This window comes from Microbulbifer sp. S227A (genome assembly GCF_049800935.1).
In genome coordinates this window covers 1-18290 of the sequence record NZ_JBNAFZ010000032.1, presented here as the reverse complement: position 1 = coordinate 18290, position 18290 = coordinate 1, and the positions used below count along the sequence as shown (strand labels likewise).

The 18290-nt window shown below is 63.0% G+C and carries 16 protein-coding genes and 2 pseudogenes; 12 read left to right on the top strand and 6 right to left on the bottom strand.

Translation table 11 applies throughout. The annotated features are described in order from the left end of the window. Together ACP15R_RS26645 and ACP15R_RS26640 are read left to right on the top strand one after the other, a co-directional pair. Positions 1-221 (top strand): annotated as a pseudogene (locus ACP15R_RS26645) (hypothetical protein); the annotation flags it as partial. 55 nt (positions 222-276) lie between these two features. Then, positions 277-476: pseudogene (locus ACP15R_RS26640) on the top strand (IS701 family transposase); the annotation flags it as partial. Positions 477-700: 224 nt separating this feature from the next. On the opposite strand, the gene ACP15R_RS26635 reads toward ACP15R_RS26640, so the two are convergent. Next, the gene (locus ACP15R_RS26635) at positions 701-2137 is read right to left on the bottom strand and encodes a sulfatase-like hydrolase/transferase (RefSeq protein WP_424988869.1); all 1437 of its coding nucleotides are present in this window, start codon (positions 2135-2137) and stop codon (positions 701-703) included. Between the two features lie 103 nt (positions 2138-2240). Between ACP15R_RS26635 and ACP15R_RS26630 the strand changes: the two genes are divergently transcribed. Genes ACP15R_RS26630 through ACP15R_RS26610 form a run of 5 tightly spaced genes read left to right on the top strand, consistent with a single transcriptional unit; the run spans position 2241 to position 7370 of the window. Continuing rightward, on the top strand, positions 2241-3215 hold the full coding sequence (locus ACP15R_RS26630) for a Bug family tripartite tricarboxylate transporter substrate binding protein (protein WP_424988868.1): 975 nt from the start codon (positions 2241-2243) through the stop codon (positions 3213-3215). A gap of 27 nt (positions 3216-3242) precedes the next feature. Then, positions 3243-3719 (top strand): tripartite tricarboxylate transporter TctB family protein, encoded by a 477-nt coding sequence (locus ACP15R_RS26625; RefSeq protein WP_424988867.1) that lies wholly within the window; start codon positions 3243-3245, stop codon positions 3717-3719. 3 nt (positions 3720-3722) lie between these two features. Next, entirely contained in the window at positions 3723-5210 is a 1488-nt protein-coding gene (locus ACP15R_RS26620) for a tripartite tricarboxylate transporter permease (protein ID WP_424988866.1), read from the top strand. Further along, positions 5207-5905, top strand: a complete 699-nt coding sequence (locus tag ACP15R_RS26615) for a FadR/GntR family transcriptional regulator (RefSeq protein ID WP_424988865.1) — start codon at positions 5207-5209, stop codon at positions 5903-5905. Before ACP15R_RS26620 ends, ACP15R_RS26615 begins: the two co-directional genes overlap by 4 nt. 10 nt (positions 5906-5915) lie before the next feature. Further along, on the top strand, positions 5916-7370 hold the full coding sequence (locus tag ACP15R_RS26610) for a sulfatase family protein (protein WP_424988864.1): 1455 nt from the start codon (positions 5916-5918) through the stop codon (positions 7368-7370). A gap of 63 nt (positions 7371-7433) precedes the next feature. Here ACP15R_RS26610 and ACP15R_RS26605 read toward each other — a convergent pair whose 3' ends face one another. From ACP15R_RS26605 to ACP15R_RS26585, 5 genes are read right to left on the bottom strand one after another with little or no spacing between them, the layout of a single operon-like run. Next, positions 7434-9413, bottom strand: a complete 1980-nt coding sequence (locus tag ACP15R_RS26605) for a TRAP transporter large permease subunit (RefSeq protein ID WP_424988863.1) — start codon at positions 9411-9413, stop codon at positions 7434-7436. A gap of 29 nt (positions 9414-9442) precedes the next feature. Continuing rightward, complete coding sequence (locus tag ACP15R_RS26600; RefSeq protein WP_424988862.1) at positions 9443-10507, bottom strand: C4-dicarboxylate TRAP transporter substrate-binding protein; 1065 nt, start codon at positions 10505-10507, stop codon at positions 9443-9445. A gap of 51 nt (positions 10508-10558) precedes the next feature. Next, positions 10559-11200, bottom strand: coding sequence for a nuclear transport factor 2 family protein (locus tag ACP15R_RS26595; protein ID WP_424988861.1), 642 nt, complete (start codon positions 11198-11200; stop codon positions 10559-10561). Positions 11201-11236: 36 nt separating this feature from the next. Beyond that, complete coding sequence (locus tag ACP15R_RS26590) at positions 11237-12733, bottom strand: aldehyde dehydrogenase family protein (protein WP_424988860.1); 1497 nt, start codon at positions 12731-12733, stop codon at positions 11237-11239. 42 nt (positions 12734-12775) lie between these two features. Continuing rightward, positions 12776-13495, bottom strand: a complete 720-nt coding sequence (locus tag ACP15R_RS26585) for a GntR family transcriptional regulator (protein ID WP_424988859.1) — start codon at positions 13493-13495, stop codon at positions 12776-12778. A gap of 187 nt (positions 13496-13682) precedes the next feature. Here ACP15R_RS26585 and ACP15R_RS26580 point away from each other — a divergent pair, with 187 nt between their 5' ends. From ACP15R_RS26580 to ACP15R_RS26560, 5 genes are all read left to right on the top strand, one after another. Further along, the gene (locus tag ACP15R_RS26580) at positions 13683-14750 is read left to right on the top strand and encodes a maleylacetate reductase (RefSeq protein ID WP_424988858.1); all 1068 of its coding nucleotides are present in this window, start codon (positions 13683-13685) and stop codon (positions 14748-14750) included. Between the two features lie 24 nt (positions 14751-14774). After that, a complete protein-coding gene (locus ACP15R_RS26575; RefSeq protein WP_424988857.1) occupies positions 14775-15662 on the top strand; it encodes an intradiol ring-cleavage dioxygenase in 888 nt (295 codons plus the stop codon). Further along, the gene (locus ACP15R_RS26570) at positions 15662-16186 is read left to right on the top strand and encodes an NADPH-dependent FMN reductase (protein WP_424988856.1); all 525 of its coding nucleotides are present in this window, start codon (positions 15662-15664) and stop codon (positions 16184-16186) included. The genes ACP15R_RS26575 and ACP15R_RS26570 overlap by 1 nt, the downstream gene beginning before the upstream one ends. Before the next feature lie 46 nt (positions 16187-16232). Continuing rightward, positions 16233-17015, top strand: coding sequence for a coniferyl-alcohol dehydrogenase (locus ACP15R_RS26565; RefSeq protein WP_424988855.1), 783 nt, complete (start codon positions 16233-16235; stop codon positions 17013-17015). Between the two features lie 92 nt (positions 17016-17107). Continuing rightward, on the top strand, positions 17108-18289 hold the full coding sequence (locus tag ACP15R_RS26560; RefSeq protein WP_424988067.1) for an OsmC family protein: 1182 nt from the start codon (positions 17108-17110) through the stop codon (positions 18287-18289). Position 18290: the final 1 nt, after the last annotated feature.

Sequence of the window (18290 nt, the reverse complement as noted above, 5' to 3'; positions counted from 1 at the left end):
CCCCTCTCGGCAGCATCCTGCGGATGCGCCTGCCGGGCAGTGGATGGAGCGGGTGTCACCGTCAGAGCCGGGTCGAAAGCAAGATGAACTGTATCAAGCTGCTTGGCCAGTCACTGATGGCTCAAGATTTCGACCGCCAGGTCGCGGAGCTGCAGGTCCGCATGGCCGTGCCGAATGGCTACACCGCGCTTGGCATACCCGTCACAGTGGCCGTAGGATAAGTCCGTCCGGGGAAAGGGGAACTCCGCTCAGAAACTGATTTAGGCAGCAAGGCCGCGCTGGACCATCGAGGAATGCTTACTGCGCGCCAAAGATGATCTCGGTCTCAATCATTGCGAGGCGCGCTCTTGGCACGGTTGGCATCGACATATGAGCCTGGTGATGGCCGCCGCCGCGCTCCTCGCACGCCTCAGCGCCGCACGGCCTTCAGCAAACCGAACAAAACGGGTCCGCGGAGCCAACCGGCAGCAGCATAATCAAACGGCTCCGAAACACGTTGACCACAGCGGAAATTCGCTACCTGATCGCCCGCCTCCTGCCGCGCCCGATATTGACCTTCGCCTTTGTCTGGGACTGGTCACGATGGCGGCGAGAACACCAAGCGATCGCTGCCATCGCTCATCGGAAGTTGCGCATCAATGCGCAACTGTAGTACTAGAAGAGCCCGAAGAGATTGTCTCTAAGCTCCTCGGGTTTCGCTTCATTGCAACTTGTTGCGCTCTGGGTTTGGGTCGTGCCATCGGGTTGGCTCATCCGGTGTACAGCGCGCGACCCAGTCGCGGATCAGGTTCGTGCGGGCCTGTGAGACCTGTTGCGTCCTGCGGATGACGTCCGGTGACCAGCCTGCAAGCACATCTTGCGTCAGGGTGGCGAGAATTTCGGTTTCTTGGCCGGCGATGTCGTTCAACTCGTCCGGGTCTTGCCACAGGTCGAACAGCTGTGGGTCATGACCGTCGTACCAGCACAGCTTGTAGCGGCCCTGGCGGATCATGCGGTGCCGCACATTCGTGGTGCGGATATTCATCAGGCCACCGTAATAGCTGGACATGCATTGATCCGGCCAAGTGGCACCGTCGCGCAGGTCGCGTCCGGTGTGACCGGGCAAATTCCGCGCATGTGACAGCCCGAGCAGCGTGGCAGAAAGGTCCATCAGGCTGGTCACGCGTTGGTCGACCGCGGCCTGCCCGAACCCGCCGCCGGAAATGATCAACGGCACCTTGACGCTTTCCTCGTGGAAGGTGCTCTTCCACCACAGGCCCCGCTCGCCCAGGGCTTCGCCGTGATCCGACGTATAGATTGCGACGGTGTCGGTGCGGTCGGCAATCGTGGCCAGGACGCGCCCCGCCAGCCGGTCGATCATGCGCACCAGCGCATAATAGGCGGCGCGGCTTTTGCCGATGGCCGAGGCTGAAACGGCATCGACCCCGCCGGCAGCGGCCCATTCGGCCAGGGCGGGATGGCGATGCGCCGGGGGCGGCAGGCGAACGGGCGGCACGCCGGTTTGAACTACAGAATCGTAATCCTCGGGCTGCGCGATATAGGGCGGATGTGGGCAGAACAGGCTGACCAGGGCAAAGAACGGCCGACCCGTGCTGTCGCGTTGGCGGATGAGGTCGTTGATTTCGCGCTCAGCATGATCGGTCACCGCGTGGTCATAGGCCTGATACGACGTTTCGCCACGCCCCGAGCCCTCAAGCTCCGGGCCGCGATTTCCCCGTGCAGAGGTCAGCGGCCCGATATCCGGTGCGCCCGAGCCCGGCCAGCTGGGACCGATGTCGCCGATGGGCCGGCTGGCAAAGCCGTGATGCTGATCGGGGCCATAGAAATGCATGCGCCCGATCAGCCGGCACTCATATCCCGCTGCCCCCATGGCGTGGGCGATGGTGGGAATGTCGGAGCGCAGGTAATCATCATTGCCCAGGACTCCGGAGACATGCGGCTCCAGCCCGGTCAGAAAAGCCATGCGTGACGGCACGCAGAGCGGCGAAGGACAATAGCAGTTTTCAAAGCGCGTGCCCCTTGCGGCCAGCGCATCCAGCGCGGGGGTTTGCGCAAACCGGTCGCCCGAAGCGCCAAGGACGCGGGCGGCATGTTGGTCGGTCATGACAAGGACGATATTGGGGCGCGGGTCGCTCATGTCTGGGTCAGGGCATAATTGGTCTAGACAGTTTTAAGATTTGGTCGTATTGGTTGGTCCAATATAGCGAAACAAAGTCTCATGCAATGGGGGGAGGCCCATAATGATAAGATTTTCACGCGGAATGACCTTGGCGGCTTGGGTTGGAGCGCTTGCGCTGGCCCTTCCGGTTGGACCAATCGGTTTGGCCCCGGTGGCGGCGCAGGACTTTCCGAGCAAGCCGATCGAGGTCATTGTGCCCTTCAAGCCGGGTGGTCGGACCGATGTGGTGGCGCGGCTCATGGGCGAGAAAATTCAGCAGCAAGGCTGGCTTTCCCAGCCGATGGCGGTGGTGAACGCAGATGGCGGAGCCGGTGCGAACGCCGTCAGCCGGATGCAGCGTGGCGATGACGCGGGCCATACGATCATGCATTGGCACCACCAGTCGCTGATCGCGATGGCGATGGAGCTTGGCGACTTTGACCTCGATGACTTCAAATCCATCGGCTATACCGGCGGCGGCAGCCCGGTCTGGGTGGTCAGCGCGGACAGTGACTTCCAGACCATGGAGGACCTGATCGCACATCTGAAGGCCGATCCGCGCAGCCTGGTCGAAGCGGTCGGCATTGGCACCATTCCGCATTTCGTCGGCGCGATGCTGGCCAGCGAAGCCGGGTTCGAGACGCGCTATGTCACCGCCAATTCGGGGGCGGACCGCCTGCGGCTGATCCTGGGTGGCAATGCCGACATCGCGCTGTTTGCGGCATCCGAATACCTGGCGCAGGGCGATGGGCTGCGCCCGCTGGTCTATTTCGGCCGCGAGCGTCTGCCGGATCTGCCGGATGTGCCGACGGCGCTGGAGTTGGGCTATGACGTGTCCTGGGCGAACCCCAACTGGTGGCTGGCACCGGCATCGACCCCGGATGAAAATGTCGCGGCGCTGGCGGCGGCTCTGGAGCAGGCGATCATGGACCCCGAGATCATCGAATACTTTGAAAACAACACGTTGCAGCCCTATTGGACCCCGGGCCCCGAGGCGATGGAGGACGCGCGCAAACAGCTTGACGCGCTCAAGGCCATCGCGGCGACGATCAACTAGGCCGGACCTGGCGGCGGAGGAAAACCGATGACAGAAGCCAAGCGCCGTTGCGTTGCCGATCTGGCCCTGTCCCTGCTGGTGACGGCGGGGGCGGTGGTGTTGTTCGTCGGCGCGGCAAAGCTGCCGCCTCCGCGGTTCGAGCCGCTGGGATCGGCGGCGCTTCCGCGGATACTTGGGGTGTTGCTGCTGCTGTTTGCGGGGATCCTCGCGGTGCGATCCATCATGCGGTTACGCCGGGGCTGGCAGGTGCCGGAGCTTGAGGCCCACAACACGGACCCGCGCAAGGGGCTGGCGGTGCTGGCGGCCCTTGTTGCCTATGTCTTTGCGCTGGACGTGCTGCGCGCGCCGTTTGTCCCGGCAACTACGGTCTTTGTCGTGGCGGTCGGGCTGAGCATCGGCGCCAGGAGCTGGCTGAACTGTGCCGTGTTCGCGGGGGTCGGGCTGGTGCTGTCGCTGGCGATCTCGACGATCCTCAGCCGCTTTCTCTATATCACGATCGGATAGCCGATGCTCGATGCCTTCCTGCTGCTTCTTGAATGGCAGAACCTGCTGTTCCTGTTTGTCGGAACCGCGCTCGGGATCGTGGTCGGCGCGATTCCGGGGCTGACCGCTTCGATGCTGATTGCGCTGACGCTGCCCCTGACATTTCATATGGAGCCGGTCAGCGCGGTGACATTGCTGATTGGCGAATATGTCGGTGGCATCTCGGGTGGCCTGATCACCGCGATCCTGCTGCGGATGCCGGGCACGCCGGCCTCGATCGTGACGACCTTTGATGGCTATCCGATGGCGATGCAGGGCAAGGCCGAGCGGGCGCTGGCATTGGGAATCATGGCCTCGGTGTTCGGCGGCATCGTCTCGTGGGGGTTTCTCGCGGGGATGTCTCCGGCGCTGGCTCGGTTTGCGCTGCAATTCGGCCCGTGGGAGTATTTTACACTGGTGCTGATGGCGTTGGTGATGCTGGCCGTGCTGTCGCAGGCTTCGATGACCAAGGGCCTGATGGCGGCAGCGCTTGGGATGGCCTTTGCCCTGCCCGGAATTGACAGTTCGATCGGGCAGGAACGGCTGACATTCGGATCGTCGACATTGTTGTCGGGGTTCGGCCTGTTGCCGGTGCTGATCGGGGCCTTTGCAATCAGCCAGATCCTGCGCGACGCCGCCACGGCGCAGGGCGGAACGGCCATGGCGATCCCCAAGAACCGCCTGCCGATCTATCGCAGCGATATGCGTTATGTGGGCAAACTGCTGCGCGGGTCGGTGATCGGAACCTGGATCGGCCTGCTGCCCGGTATCGGGGCCAATATCGCGGCGTTGATGTCCTATTCGACGGAAAAGCAAATGTCCAAGGAACCCGGCAAATTCGGCACCGGGCATGAGCCGGGGGTGATCGCGGCCGAAAGCGCCAACAATGCGTCGATCGGCGGCGCGCTCATTCCGCTGATCACGATGGGCATCCCCGGCAGCGTGACCGAAGCGATCCTGATCGGAGCCCTGACGATCCACAATCTGCAACCGGGCCCGCTGCTGTTCCAGAGCGCGCCCCAGATCGCATATGGGATCATTGCGGCCTACCTGGTGGCCAATGTGCTGATGCTGATGCTGATGTGGGGAACGGTCCGCTATATCGCTCAGATCGTGCGATTGCCGCGCTCGGGGATGATGGCGGTGATCCTGGTGTTCTGCGTCACCGGATCCTACGCGGTGAATTCGAGCTTTGCCGACGTCTGGGTCATGGTTGCCTTTGGCGTGGTCGGTCTGGGGCTGGAATATTGCCGGGTTCCGCTTGGCCCCTTCGTGATCGGCTTTGTGCTCAGCCCGATTGCCGAGGAACAGCTGCGCGCGTCGCTGATGATGTCGGACGGCAATGTCGTCGAGATCCTCGAACGTCCCTATGCCCTGCTGTTTCTCGCGCTCGCAATCCTGACGGTTGCCTGGCCCTATGTCGCCACCCGGATTGCCCGGCGCGCCACCGCAGCAACGGAGAAGACACCTTGAACCCGCTGGACCTTCCCACCGGCAGTCGCCGGTATTTGCAGATCGCCCGCCAACTGGCCGCCGAGATCCAGAACGGCCGCTATGCCGCCGGCGCGCGTCTGCCACCGGAACGCGAACTGGCCCAGACGCTTGACGTCAGCCGGACCACGGTGCGCGAGGCTTTGCTGGCGCTGGAGATCATGCGCTACATCGAGATCAAGGTCGGAGCGGGGGTCTATGTTCTTGACGAATCCGTTCGCGGGCGCAGCGAATTGCCCGAGCCGGATTCCGTCGCCCCGTCTGAGGTGCTGGCGGCGCGTCGCCTGGTCGAGGCCGAAACCGCGGCGCTGGCCGCCTGCAATGCCACCCCGGCACAGCTCGAGCGGATGCGGCAGGCCAATGACCGGATGGCCGAAACGATTGACGACATCGCCGCGTTCGACGCGGCCGATGCCCTGTTTCACGAGCTTGTCGCCGAGGCGGCGGGCAATGACGTGCTGTCGGGTTTCGTGTCACAGCTCTGGCGTATGCGCGAAAGCGACATGTGGGCGTTCTGGTACGATCAGACCCGGCATCCCGCCAACCGGCGTCAGTCGGTCGAAGACCACAGGGTCATCCTGCGGGCGTTTTCGCGACGCTCCGCCGACGCGGCCCGCACGGCAATGCAATCGCATCTGGATGTGCTGGCCGACCGTTTTTACGAACTCAAGATTTGAAGGATCTGCAATGACGACTGCCCCTGACATCGTTTTCATCATCACCGACCAACAGCGCTATGACACGATCCGCGCCCTTGGTGCCGCGCATATGGACACACCCAATATCGACCGGCTGGTGAAAACGGGTGTCAGCTTTGATCAATGCCATGTCACCGCGCCATCCTGCGTGCCCTGCCGCGCCAGCCTGTTCACCGGGTATTATCCGCATACCAACGGTGTTCTGGCCAATGGCCAGCCATGGAGCCGCACCTGGGTGTCGGACCTGGCCAATGCGGGGTATCATTGTGTGAACGTGGGCAAGATGCACACCATCCCCTATGATGCCAAGGCGGGGTTTCATGAACGGTTCGTGGTCGAAAACAAGGACCGCTACATGGAAGGCCGCTGGTTCTTTGACGAATGGGACAAGGCGCTGGCCAGCCACGGTCTGAAAAAGCAGCAGCGCGAAGAATATCGCAAACGCCCCGATTACAAGGACCGGCTTGGGGCCTTCACCTGGGATCTTCCCGCGGCATTGCAGTCGGACAATTTCATCGGCGACACGGCGTGCTGGTGGCTGGAAACCAAGCCCGTCGAGAAACCCCTGTTCCTGGTGGTCGGCTTTCCCGGACCGCATCCGCCCTATGATCCGACGCCGGAAATGGCCGAGAAATACATGGCGCGGGATGTGCCCCTGCCCGATGTATCGGACGAAGACCTGAAGGCGCTGGCGCAGCCATGGATCGACAAGCGCGAACATGATGTCGAGGTCGATCATGACAGCGTTGCGTGGAAGCTGGACCCGACCGCCGACGAATTGCGGCGAATGCGTGCCTACTATTATGCCAATTGCGAAATGATCGACATCCAGGTCGGGCGGATTCTCGATACGTTGCAGGCCCGCGGCAACATGGACAATACCATCGTGATCTTTACTTCGGATCACGGCGACAACCTGGGCGATCACGGGCTGAGCCAGAAATGGGCCCCGTATGACGAGGTGACACGCGTGCCGATGATCATCTCGGCCCCGGGCCGGTTTGCGGGCGGGCGCAGAATCTCCGAGATGGTTCAGCTGTTCGATCTGGGGCCGACGATTCTCGAATGGGCCGGCGTGACGCCCGACAGCGCGCTGGAAGCCATGTCGCTCAACCCGGCGCTGGAGGGGCGGCCATTCGCGGGTCGCCGCCATGTTTTCTGTGAACAGGCCGGTGATGTGAACATGACAGGGGCAAGCTATCTGACCATGGTCAGGTCGGAAACGCATAAGCTGGTCCGCTTCAGGGGATCATCCCAGGGCCAGCTGTTCGATCTCGTCACCGATCCGGGAGAGCGCAGGAACGTCTGGGACGACCCGGCATATGGCGACATCAGGCAAAACCTGTCAGAGGCATTGCTGGAGTTCCACCTGGAAAGCACGGTTCACACCAGAAACGCTCGCAGGCTGATCGTGGCCCCCCCGGATGCGCAGGCCTTGCAATAGGGATCGGCACCGCCAGTCAGATCCACGGGCTGGCGGTGCCGATCCGGCAGGGCGGCTCACCGGCTATTGCAGCGTCACCGAGCCCAGCACCGGAAAGACGATCAGCAACAGGGTGACAAGGAACATCACCAGCACGAACGGCATCACGCCCCTGAAGATATCCACCAGCTGCACCCCCATGTCCCGCAGGGTCGCGGCGACCACATAGCAGGACAGGCCAAAGGGCGGGGTCAGCAGGCCGATCTCGACCGCGATGACGGTCAGGATACCAAACCAGATCGCGTCCCCGCCCAGGGCCAGCGCCGTGGGCAGCGCGATGGGAACGATGATCAGCATGATCGACACCGACTCAAGGAACATCCCCAGGATGACGAGCAGCAGGACATAACAGACCGCGAACTGGAACAGGTTCAGGTTCAGACCGTTGATGATGCCGCTGATGTTCTGCACGAAACCCGACGAAGCCAGCATGATCGTAAAGATGTTCGCCGCCAGGATCAGGAAAAGCACCGTGGTGGCGATCTGGCCGGTTTCGACCATCACCCTCCAGAGCGTGCCAAGCGGCAACCGGCCACGGGCCAGCGCATAGAGCAGCGCCCCCGCCGCCCCCACGGCCCCGCCTTCGGTCGGGGTGAACAGCCCGCCATAGATGCCCCCCAGAACCAGCGCGATCAGCCCGAGGATCGGCGCGAGGTACATGGCCGCCTTGCCGATGCCCTCGAATTCCTCGACATCACCGGCATCCGGGTGTGTGTCAAAGACGGTCTCGGGGCGGAAGGTTGCGCTGAACCAGATCAGTCCGGACATCGCCATGGCCAGGATCACCCCCGGAATGATCGCGGCGGTAAAGAGAAAGCCCACGGATTGCTCGGCCAGGAAGCCATAGACAATCAACAGCAGGCTGGGCGGGATCAGCATCCCGAGCACCGAGCTGCCCGCCACCACGCCCACCGAGAATTTCCGGTTATAGCCATGGCGGATCATTTCCGGGGTTGCCACCTTGGCAAACACCGTCGCCGAGGCCACCGACGAGCCGGTGATCGCCGCGAACAGCGCATTGGCCCCCACTGTTGCGATGCCAAGCCCGCCCCGGATCGGCCGGGTGAGCCAGCTGGCGACGGCAAAGGTCTCGCGTCCGATATCCGCCGCGGCGACCAGCAGCCCCATCAGCACAAAGAGCGGTACGGCGCTGAAGTAGTAATTCGCCAGGAATTCGTTCCCCGCAAGGCCCAGCATGGAGTAACCAAAGGCGATGCGCCCCTTGAGCAACCACAGGCCAAGGAACCCGATCAGCATCATGGTGATGCCGATATGTACCCCCATCAGGACCACCACGAACAGCACCGCCAGCATCATCGCCCCGATGGCAAAATTCGACAGGCCGGCATCCATCACCGCCGGAAAGACCGCGTACCAGAGGCTGACCAGCGCCACCAGCGTCACCGCTACCGCAACCAGCCCGGCCTTGCCATGTTGCGCGTTGACCGCCCCAATCCGGCGCAGGGCGCGGGCGAAAAAGGCAAGCGCGGTCATCGCGCTGCCCAGCACCACCAACAGGCGAAGTGGCCAGACCTGAAAGGAAAACTCGCCCGGAATGCCGACGATCTCGGCTTCGACATAGGTTTCCACCAGCTTGGGCCAGGCCGCCTGGGTCAGGATGATCATCGCCCAGAGCCCGATCAGCGAGATGATCACCTCGAGCACCGCAAGACCCGCCGGGAACCATTTGCCAAAGATCGACAGCAGGAAATCGGCGCGGGTCATGCGTTCGGAATAGAGCGAGTTCGAGAGTTGCAGAAAGGTGGCTCCGACAATCGAATAGGCGGCCAGCTCGGTCACCCCCCGGATCGGTGCCAGAAAGAACTCGCGCGCGATCACCTCGGCGCAGATCAGGATGACCAGCGCAAAGAACCAGACGGTTCCGATGCTGCTCATGGCTTCGGTCACGCGTCGCAACGCGTCATCCAGTCGGTGTGCCAGCGCAATGACCGGGCCGTGCCCCGCGCCAGTGGTCGTCTCCGGTTTCGGGGTGATCTCGGCCATTGCGTTTCTCCTGTCGCGCCTGATGCTGCTTACTGTGTCCAGTCGCGCAGCGGCTCAAAGCCACGGCTGCGCGCGCCGTCAAGAAACGCCCTGAGCACCTCATCCGCGGGCAGGCCCGCATCGGTGTTCAGCCTGACCCAGTCACCGGCCAGATCCGGCAGGTTGGCGGCCCATTTCGCGCGCTCTTCGGCGCTCAGGGTCGACACGTTGGCCCCCTGCTCCTGCATCGTGGCGAGGAATTTTTCCTCGCGGGCGGCGACCGTGTCGGCCACCTTGACGCTGTATTCGCGGCCCAGTTCGGACAAGGTGTCCTGCACGTCGCCCGGCAGGCTGTCCCAGGTGTCGTTGTTCACGGTCAGCACCCCGGTGATCGGCCCGCCCATGTCGACAAGTGTGATATAGGGCGCGACTTCGTGAATCTTGAAGGGCAGCATCCCGTTGATCGTCATCACCGCGCCATCGGCGACACCGGTCGAGATGCTGTTGTAGAATTCCGGAAAGGACGAGTTCACCGCCGTCGCCCCGGTGCCCTGCAACCAGTTGGCCACCGCCCCGCCGGCCAGCAGCTTCATGCCTTGCAGATCCTCGATCGAGTTGATCGGCTTGTTGGTGATCAGGTGGTATGAGCCATCCGCCATCGCGCCCAGGAATTTCTGGTTGTACCTGTCCCATTGCGCGTTCAGCGCCGGCACGGTGTCATGCAGCTCATTGCCGATCTCGGTCAACGTGTGCACGTCGCCCACCACGAAGGGCGCATAGAAATGCACGTTCTGCAAGGGCAGCTTGGCCGGCTCGAATATCGTTCCGACCCACGCCAGATCGGCCAGCCCGGCCTCGACCCCTTCCAGCGCGTTGGACGCGTTGAACAGTGCCCCGGCATAGGCCTCGGTCCAGATGATCTCGTTGTCGCTGCCCATCGCGCTGAGACGGGCGTTGCTCTCCGGGACCACGTGGTTCGTCAGCACGTCGACCCAGGGCAGCACCGGGGGGTGGCTGGATGCGGCGGTCATCTTGATCTTGTCCGCCGCCGCCGGCGCGGCAAGCAGCGCCAGACAGGCCGCGGCTATCGCGGTTGTATTCCCTTTGGATTTCATGGTTTCCTCCCTGATTGGATTATGCCCCGGGGGCCGCGCGGTTGCGCCGGCTCATCCCCAGGTGTTTCCGGCCCAATTGATCGCCTCGCCGTTCAGCCATTTCTGGCCTTCCGCATAGAGCTCTTCGACCCGTTCGCCCTTGAGGCCCGGCATGTTGCGTTCGACCTCGTATCCGATCTGGGTCTGGATATAGGCCAGATGGCGATAGCCGACGGGGAATTCCCCGAGCAGCGCTTGGTCCAGTTCGAGCACGTCATTCGCGTTCACCTTGTCGAGCCGGTCCTTTTCATAGATCGGCTGGCGCAGGCACATGCCCCAGGCTCCGTCGCGCTTTTCGAGAAAATCATAGAAACGGCCGGTACAGACCACGTCGCAGGACACGCCATGCACCTGGTCGCGCTGCGAGATGGTCATCTTGGTCTGGGTGATCGCGCGATTTCCCCGGATTTCGGCGTTGAAGCCGCCAAGAAAATGCAGGATCGACACGCCCTTTTTCCACCCCGCCTTGTTCATGGCGATGAATTCGTCGGCGGTGCCCTGGGTCCAGGTGGCCATCATGCGCCCGTCATCATGCCAGACGGTGCGGAACTTGTCCCACATGCCGGCATCGCGCCAGATTGCCCAATTGTCGATAAGCTGACGGAGTTCGAGTCGATCGAGCAGTCCTTGATCCAAAATCTCGTCCTTTCCCATGAGGTGTTTCCTGTCGTGAACTGGTGGAGGCTGCCGTCAGAACGGCGTCTTGCGGCCGCCGCGCTCGATGGTCATCCAGCGCGTGGTGGTAAAGGTCTCGGCCGACCAGCGGCCACCGTGGCGGCCCATGCCGCTGTTCTTGACACCGCCAAAGGGGATCGTGGGTTCGTCATAGATCGTGGTGTCGTTGACATGCGCCATGCCGGTTTCCAGGCGGTCCGCCACCCGCAATCCCCGTGATTCGTCGCGGGTCATGACCGATGCGGACAGGCCGTATTCGCTGTCATTCGCCAGGGCGATGGCGTGGTCCTCGTCGTCGGCGGTGATGATATTCGCAACCGGGCCAAAGACCTCGTCATGAAAGATCGCCATCTGCGGCGTCGCGCCGGTGATCACGGTGGGTTCAAAGAACAACCCGTCGCGCCCCCCGCCATGTTCCACGGTCACACCCTGTTCAATGGCGCGGGCCAGGTGGCGTTCGACGGCATCGGCCTGTTTGCGGTTGATGATCGGCCCGATCTGGTTTTCCAGCCGGGTTGGATCGCCGACCCGCAGTTCCTTGGTGGCGATGATGAATTTCGCGAGGAACTCATCCGCGCGGCTGCGGTCGACGATGATCTTTTCCGTCGCCATGCAGATTTGTCCCTGGTGGAAAAACGCCCCAAAGCGGGCGGCGCTGACCGCCCGGTCCAGGTCGGCATCGTCCAGCACCAAGAGCGAATCCTTGCTGCCCAGCTCGACACAGGCTTTCTTGAGCAGCCCCCCCGCCGTAGCGGCGATCTGTTTGCCTACGGCGGTCGAGCCGGTAAAGCTGATGGCCTTGATCAGCGGGTTCACCACCAGCTCGTCGCCAACCTCGGCCACGCGTTCGCGCGAACAGGTCACCACGTTCAGCACACCCGGCGGCATCCCCGCCTCTTCGAATACCTCGGCCAGCATCAGCCCGCCGGTGATCGGCGTTTCCTCGGACGGTTTCAGCACCACCGTGTTGCCCATCGCCAGCGCCACGCCCAGTCCGCGACTGGACAGCAACAGCGGAACGTTCCAGGGCGAGATCACCGACACCACCCCCAGCGGCACGCGCTGGACCATGCTGACCTTGTGGTGATCCGAGGGCATCATCTCGCCCACCTGCCGGTAGGCTTCGGCGGCGGCGGCGCGATAGACCGTCGGCGCATAGGTGATCTCGAAATTGCTCTTGCGCACCCAGCCACCACATTCGGCGGTCAGCGCCGCGATGAATTCATCGCGCCGGCGTTCAAGCACATCCGCGACACGGCCCAGCAATACGCCGCGCTGGTAAAAAGTCAGCCCGGCCCAGGCCGGCTGGGCGCTGGCCGCCGCCGCGATTGCCGCCTGCGCATCCAGGCGCCCGGCATCCGGCACCTGCCCCCAGACCGCGCCGGTGGCCGGGTTCAGGACATCAAAGCTCTTGTTGTCGTGGGCCGCCAGCCATTCGCCACCGATATACAGGCCCTTGCCATAGTCGCGACCCGCCCGGCCCTGCTGATTTTCGAGTTTATCCAGTGACAAAGCGTTCGTTCCTTTCATGGGTCGGCGCCGCGGATGCACGCGCTATCCGGCGGCGCCAAGTTTCAATGAGGGGATATGCGCATCGACATTCCTGCCCACGAAGAGCCGCGCATAATCCAATGTTGCATTCGAGTGTTCGCGCATCACCATTTCCGCGCGCATCGCGTCGCCGCGCAGGATCGCGTCATGCACCACGGCGTGCTGGGCATGCCCGATCGACATCCGCAGGAACTCGCCCTCCAGACGGTCGGTATTGGGTGCCACGGCCCCCAGCTCCGCCAGCGGCAGATGGCGCAGGCGTTCATAGGATTTCATGACATATTCATTGCCACAGCGTTCCATGATGGTGGTGTGAAACAGGGTGTTCGCTTCCTGATAGGTTTCGACATCCCGCATCACGGCGTGGCCCTTGGCGATGATCTCGCTGGTCATGCGCAGGGATTCGGTGAACGCCCAACGCGCCTCGTCGGGCACGCCGAAATTCGCCATGTAGCCCGCCGCCGATCCTTCCAGCGCGCCGCGCACGATCAGGATCTTTTCCACGTCCTTGATGTTGACCTCGCAGACGACATACCCGCGCCCCGCGCGCTTTTCGATCAGGCCGGTCATTTCAAGCCGCGCCAGCGCAAGCTTGGCAGGGGTGCGCGACACCCCCAGCAATTGTGCGACACTGACCTCTGAAATTTTCTCACCGGCTCCGATCTCCCCCTCCAGGATCATCTTCCTCAGATCTGACTGAACCCTGCTCTCGGCCTCTGACATCCGCGAACTCCTGCTGCTGCGTTGCAATTACGAATCCATTCTATGAGCACATCAGCGAATGTTGAAGATGTTGCGGGCATTTTGGATTCTGTCAATCCTTTATGCATCCATAACACGAACAAAGGCCGCAGTATTTTGCTTGGAAACCAAATATGGATGCATTAAGGCTGGTGATGCGGAGGAATCGATGGATCGTTTTTCATACAAGGCGGGGGCTGCGCGGATCGAATTCGGTCGTGGGATGCTGTCCCGGACCGGCGAGGTCATGTCTGACCTGGGCTGCAAGCGAGCGGTGGTCCTGGCCACCGAACCGCAACGACAATCGGCGCAGGATCTGGCCGACGCTCTTGGCCCTCTCGCGGCCGGGCTTTACGCTGGCGCCGTGATGCACACCCCCGTGGACGTCACTGAAACGGCGCTGGCCTATTGCCGCGAGGTAAAGGCCGATTGCCTGATCGCGCTTGGCGGCGGGTCGACGACCGGCCTTGGCAAGGCGCTCGCCTATCGCAGCGACATGACGCTGATCGCGGTGCCGACAACTTATGCGGGCTCCGAGGTGACGCCCATCCTGGGGCAGACCGAAAAGGGTTTGAAAACAACGCTTAAGGACAATCGCGTATTGCCCTCGGCGGTGATCTATGACCCGGCGCTGAGCGATACGCTGCCCCTGGGCATGAGCGTGGTGAGCGGGCTGAACGCGATGGCCCATGCGGCAGAGGCGCTTTATGCCCAAGACCGCAACCCGGTGTCATCCATGCTCGCCGTCGAGGGGATTGCCGCGATGAAATCGGGGCTGCGGCGGATTGCCGATGATCCGGCCGCTCCGGCGGGCCGTGACAGTGCGCTATACGGGGCATGGTTGTGCGGCACGGTGCTCGGACAGGTGGGCATGGCGCTGCATCACAAGATTTGCCACACGCTTGGCGGCTCGTTCAACATGCCCCATGCCGAGACCCACGCGGTCATGTTGCCGCATACGGTGGGGTTCAATGCCCGCGCCGTGCCCGATCAGCTGGAGCCGATCAGCCAGATTTTCGGCGATGAACCCGGACCCGGCCTGTTCGGTTACTGCAAGTCCCTCGGGGCGCCGACCAGCCTGCAACAGCTGGGATTCCGGCAGGCGGATCTGGATCGGGCGGCGGATATCGCTTCGGGCAACCCCTATTGGAATCCGCGCCAGATCGACCGCGACGGTTTGCGCGCCATGTTGCAGGACGCGTTCGACGGGGCGGAGCCGCCGCGCGGCGGCTGCTGAGGGTCAACGCCGGAGGAGAAGACAATGCAGGAACACGAATCGGGTTATTTCACCGAGGAAAACTCGGTCGAGGTGGTCACCGCCCGCAACAGGAACGCAGGCAATCCGCGCCTGCAAGAGGTGATGGAGGTCATCACCCGCAAGCTGCACGAGGCGGTCCGGGAAATCGAACCCACCGAAGAGGAATGGATGCAGGCCATCATGTTCCTGACCCGGACCGGCCAGATATGCGACGACACGCGCCAGGAATTCATCCTGCTGTCGGACATTCTCGGGGTTTCGATGCTGGCCGACGCGATCCGCAGCCGCCGTCCCTCGGGGGCCACCGAGAACACGGTTCTTGGCCCGTTTCACGTCGACGGCGCGCCCGAGCGCGAGATGGGGGACAATATCTGTCTCGATCAAAAGGGCGAGCCGATGTTCGTGCACGGGGTGGTACGCGACACTGACGGCAATCCGCTCGAAGGCGTGCGGTTGGATGTCTGGGAAGCCAATGACGAAGGGTTTTACGACGTGCAGCAACAGGGCATTCAGCCCGAGTTCAACCTGCGCGGCGTATTCACCACCGGAGCCGACGGGCGATACTGGTTCCGGGCGGTCAAGCCGAAATTCTATCCGATCCCCGATGACGGCCCGGTCGGCCAGTTGCTGGGGCATCTTGGTCGCCACCCCTATCGGCCGGCGCATTTCCACTATCTCGTGTCGCTGGACGGATACCAGAAGCTCACGACCCACATCTTTGATCCGGACGACCGGTATATCCACTCGGATTGTGTGTTCGGGGTCAAGGAAAGCCTGATGGCCGAGTTCAAGCCGGTCGATGATCCGGCCGAAGCTGCCCGCCATGGATTCACCGGGCGCTTTTTCGACGTGGAATATGATTTCGTACTGGCCAGGATGGAGACCACATGATGAAAAACCTTTTGTTCCTGTGCGGAAGCCTGCGCAAGGGCTCGTCCTCGCGGGCGCTGGCCAATGCGCTGGCGCAGGCGGTGCAGGGCACCTGCGTCAGCGGCTTTGCCGAAATCGACGCGATTCCGCATTTCAACTCGGATATCGAGGGCGGTGCCGCGGTCAAGCGGCTGATTGACGACATCGGCGGGGCCGACGGGCTGGTTTTTGTCACCCCGGAGTACAATTACAGCATTCCCGGGCCGCTCAAGAATGCGATCGACTGGGCGTCACGCCCGGCGATGCAATCCTGTTTCCGGGGCAAGCCGGCCTTTGTCATCACCGTTTCCGCCGGCGCGACCGGTGGCGTGCGGGCGCAATCGCATCTGAAATACGTGCTGAACGGCATGTTGGCGCGGGTGCATTCCGGCCCCGAGGTGATCGTGCCGCATGCCGTGCAATCCGTCGAAAACGGCAGTTTTACAAACCAGGGCGTGCTCGATTTCGCGACCGCCAGCCTGACCGGCTTTGTGGAGACGCTCTAGGCCGCTGGCCGCGCCGCAATCCGAAACCCCACGGGAGAATATTCTTATGCACAAGGGAAAGACCTATGTCGTCACCGGGGCCGCATCGGGCATCGGGGCGGAAACCGCGCGCATCCTCAGGGGTGCGGGCGCGACCGTGATCGGCGTCGATCGCAACCCGGCAGCCGGGGTCGACCGGTTCCACCAGGTCGATCTGAGCGATCCCGCGGCGATTGACGCCCTGATCGCGGCGCTTCCCTCGGGTATTGACGGGCTGGCCAATATCGCCGGTGTGCCGCCGACGCTGCCGGCAGGCACGGTTCTCAGGGTCAATCTCTTTGGGTTGCAACGGCTGACGCTGGGGCTGATCCCGAAACTGGCGGATGGCGCATCCATCGCGAACCTGGCGTCGCTTGCCGGGTTTGGCTGGGCCGGGGCGCTGGAGCAGGTCAAGGCGGCGCTGGCGCTGTCGCTCGGGGATGACATCGAGGCATTCTGCGAGGATCAGGGGCTGAACGCCGCCGAGGGCGGGCGCTCGTATTTCCTGGGCAAGGAGGCGCTGGTGGTCTGGACCATGCAGAACCGCTGGACCTGGCGGGCGCGCGACATCACCATGAACTGCATCAGCCCCGGCCCGGTCGACACCCCGATCCTGGGCGATTTCGTCCAGACGCTTGGCGACCGCGCCGAAGAGGACATGAAGGTAATGGATCGCGCCGGCACGCCGCAGGATGTCGCGCCGGTGGTGGCCTTTGCGCTCGGCAAGGAGGCCAAGTGGTTTCGCGGCGCGAACCTCACCGTGGATGGCGGCATGTCCGGGCATATCCTGTCCAACATCCATGGCCTCTGACGCCAGTGCCTGCCGGTCCCACCCGGCGCGCCCTGCCCTTTTTCCCCACCCTTATTCCCGCTCGGTACGAGCGGCAGCCTAGGAGAGACCCGATGTCGAAGCTTGGAGAAGACCTGATCCGTGGCAGTGCGTTGCCGGCGTTTTTTCGTGTGTCGAATGCGGATGATGTGTCGATTGATGCGCCGCAGAACCGCAAGGGGGATGCGTTGCGCAGCTGGGTGCGGTCGCTGAGCGGGTTTCAGAAAGAGGCGCTGGTGCGTTCGGCGCGGACCGGTGTGACCTGGCGGCTGGTCTCGGACGAGGGGCCCTATCTGAACGGGCATGACGCGGCACCCTGTCCGCTGGCCTTTCTGTCGAGCGGCATGGTCGCGAGCTTCATGAACGAGATCACCGCGCTGGCGGAAATCCGGGGTGTCGAGATTCGCAAGCTCAGGTTGATCCAGGATAATTACTATACGATGAAGGGCTCGATGCCCAAGCGCACCATGGTGGGTGGCGCCGAGAATATCGATCTGCAGGTCGAGATCGATTGCGACCTGGACGACAAGGCGCTGTACCAGTTCCTGCTGGATGCGACCTATGCCTCGCCGCTGAACGGGTTGATGCGCGGCCAGCTCGAGAGCCTGTTCAAGCTGGGCAAGAACGGCAGCGCGCTGGCGACCGCCAAGGTGGCCGAGCTGGACGCCGCGCTGTTCCCCGATCCGGGCAACCATTTCGCGAAATCGCAAGCCGAACCGGGCGATCTGGCGCTGATGGAACCGGTTGGCCCGACGCCGAAAAAAGACGTGGTTCTGGGCACTTCGGGTTCGGCGGGCAGCCTCGCGGACGAGCAGGACCGGCGGCTCAATATCGGGGCGGTGGCAGAGTTGCGCGCGGACGGGATCAAGGAGATCCAGCAGATGCAATATTCGCCCTACGGCACCTCGTTCCGCTTCCTGTCCTCCGAGGACGGCCGCGCGCCCGACGCCAACACGCTGATTTCGGCGGGGATCGGGTTTTGTTTCATGACCCAGTTCGGGCGGTTCGTGTCGATGCTCAAGCTCGACCTGCCGGATTACCGCATCGTGCAGGACACGCATTTCAGCCTCGGCGGCGCGTCCGGCGGCACCGGCAAGGCCGGCGAGACCGACCCGATCGAAACCCATGTCTACCTGGAAACCTCCGAATCCGACGACACCGCCCGCGAAATGCTCGACATCTCGGAACAAACCTGCTTCCTCCACGCCTTCTGCCGCACAGACCTCAAAACCAAACTCCGCATCAGGAGGGTGTGAG

Bases quoted from the DNA above. Each gene is read 5' to 3' on its own strand.
- ACP15R_RS26635 (WP_424988869.1), bottom strand. From the start codon at position 2,137: ATGAGCGACCCGCGCCCCAATATCGTCCTTGTCATGACCGACCAACAT.
- ACP15R_RS26630 (WP_424988868.1), top strand. From the start codon at position 2,241: ATGATAAGATTTTCACGCGGAATGACCTTGGCGGCTTGGGTTGGAGCG.
- ACP15R_RS26625 (WP_424988867.1), top strand. From the start codon at position 3,243: ATGACAGAAGCCAAGCGCCGTTGCGTTGCCGATCTGGCCCTGTCCCTG.
- ACP15R_RS26620 (WP_424988866.1), top strand. From the start codon at position 3,723: ATGCTCGATGCCTTCCTGCTGCTTCTTGAATGGCAGAACCTGCTGTTC.
- ACP15R_RS26610 (WP_424988864.1), top strand. From the start codon at position 5,916: ATGACGACTGCCCCTGACATCGTTTTCATCATCACCGACCAACAGCGC.
- ACP15R_RS26605 (WP_424988863.1), bottom strand. From the start codon at position 9,413: ATGGCCGAGATCACCCCGAAACCGGAGACGACCACTGGCGCGGGGCAC.
- ACP15R_RS26600 (WP_424988862.1), bottom strand. From the start codon at position 10,507: ATGAAATCCAAAGGGAATACAACCGCGATAGCCGCGGCCTGTCTGGCG.
- ACP15R_RS26595 (WP_424988861.1), bottom strand. From the start codon at position 11,200: ATGGGAAAGGACGAGATTTTGGATCAAGGACTGCTCGATCGACTCGAA.
- ACP15R_RS26585 (WP_424988859.1), bottom strand. From the start codon at position 13,495: ATGTCAGAGGCCGAGAGCAGGGTTCAGTCAGATCTGAGGAAGATGATC.
- ACP15R_RS26580 (WP_424988858.1), top strand. From the start codon at position 13,683: ATGGATCGTTTTTCATACAAGGCGGGGGCTGCGCGGATCGAATTCGGT.
- ACP15R_RS26575 (WP_424988857.1), top strand. From the start codon at position 14,775: ATGCAGGAACACGAATCGGGTTATTTCACCGAGGAAAACTCGGTCGAG.
- ACP15R_RS26570 (WP_424988856.1), top strand. From the start codon at position 15,662: ATGAAAAACCTTTTGTTCCTGTGCGGAAGCCTGCGCAAGGGCTCGTCC.
- ACP15R_RS26565 (WP_424988855.1), top strand. From the start codon at position 16,233: ATGCACAAGGGAAAGACCTATGTCGTCACCGGGGCCGCATCGGGCATC.
- ACP15R_RS26560 (WP_424988067.1), top strand. From the start codon at position 17,108: ATGTCGAAGCTTGGAGAAGACCTGATCCGTGGCAGTGCGTTGCCGGCG.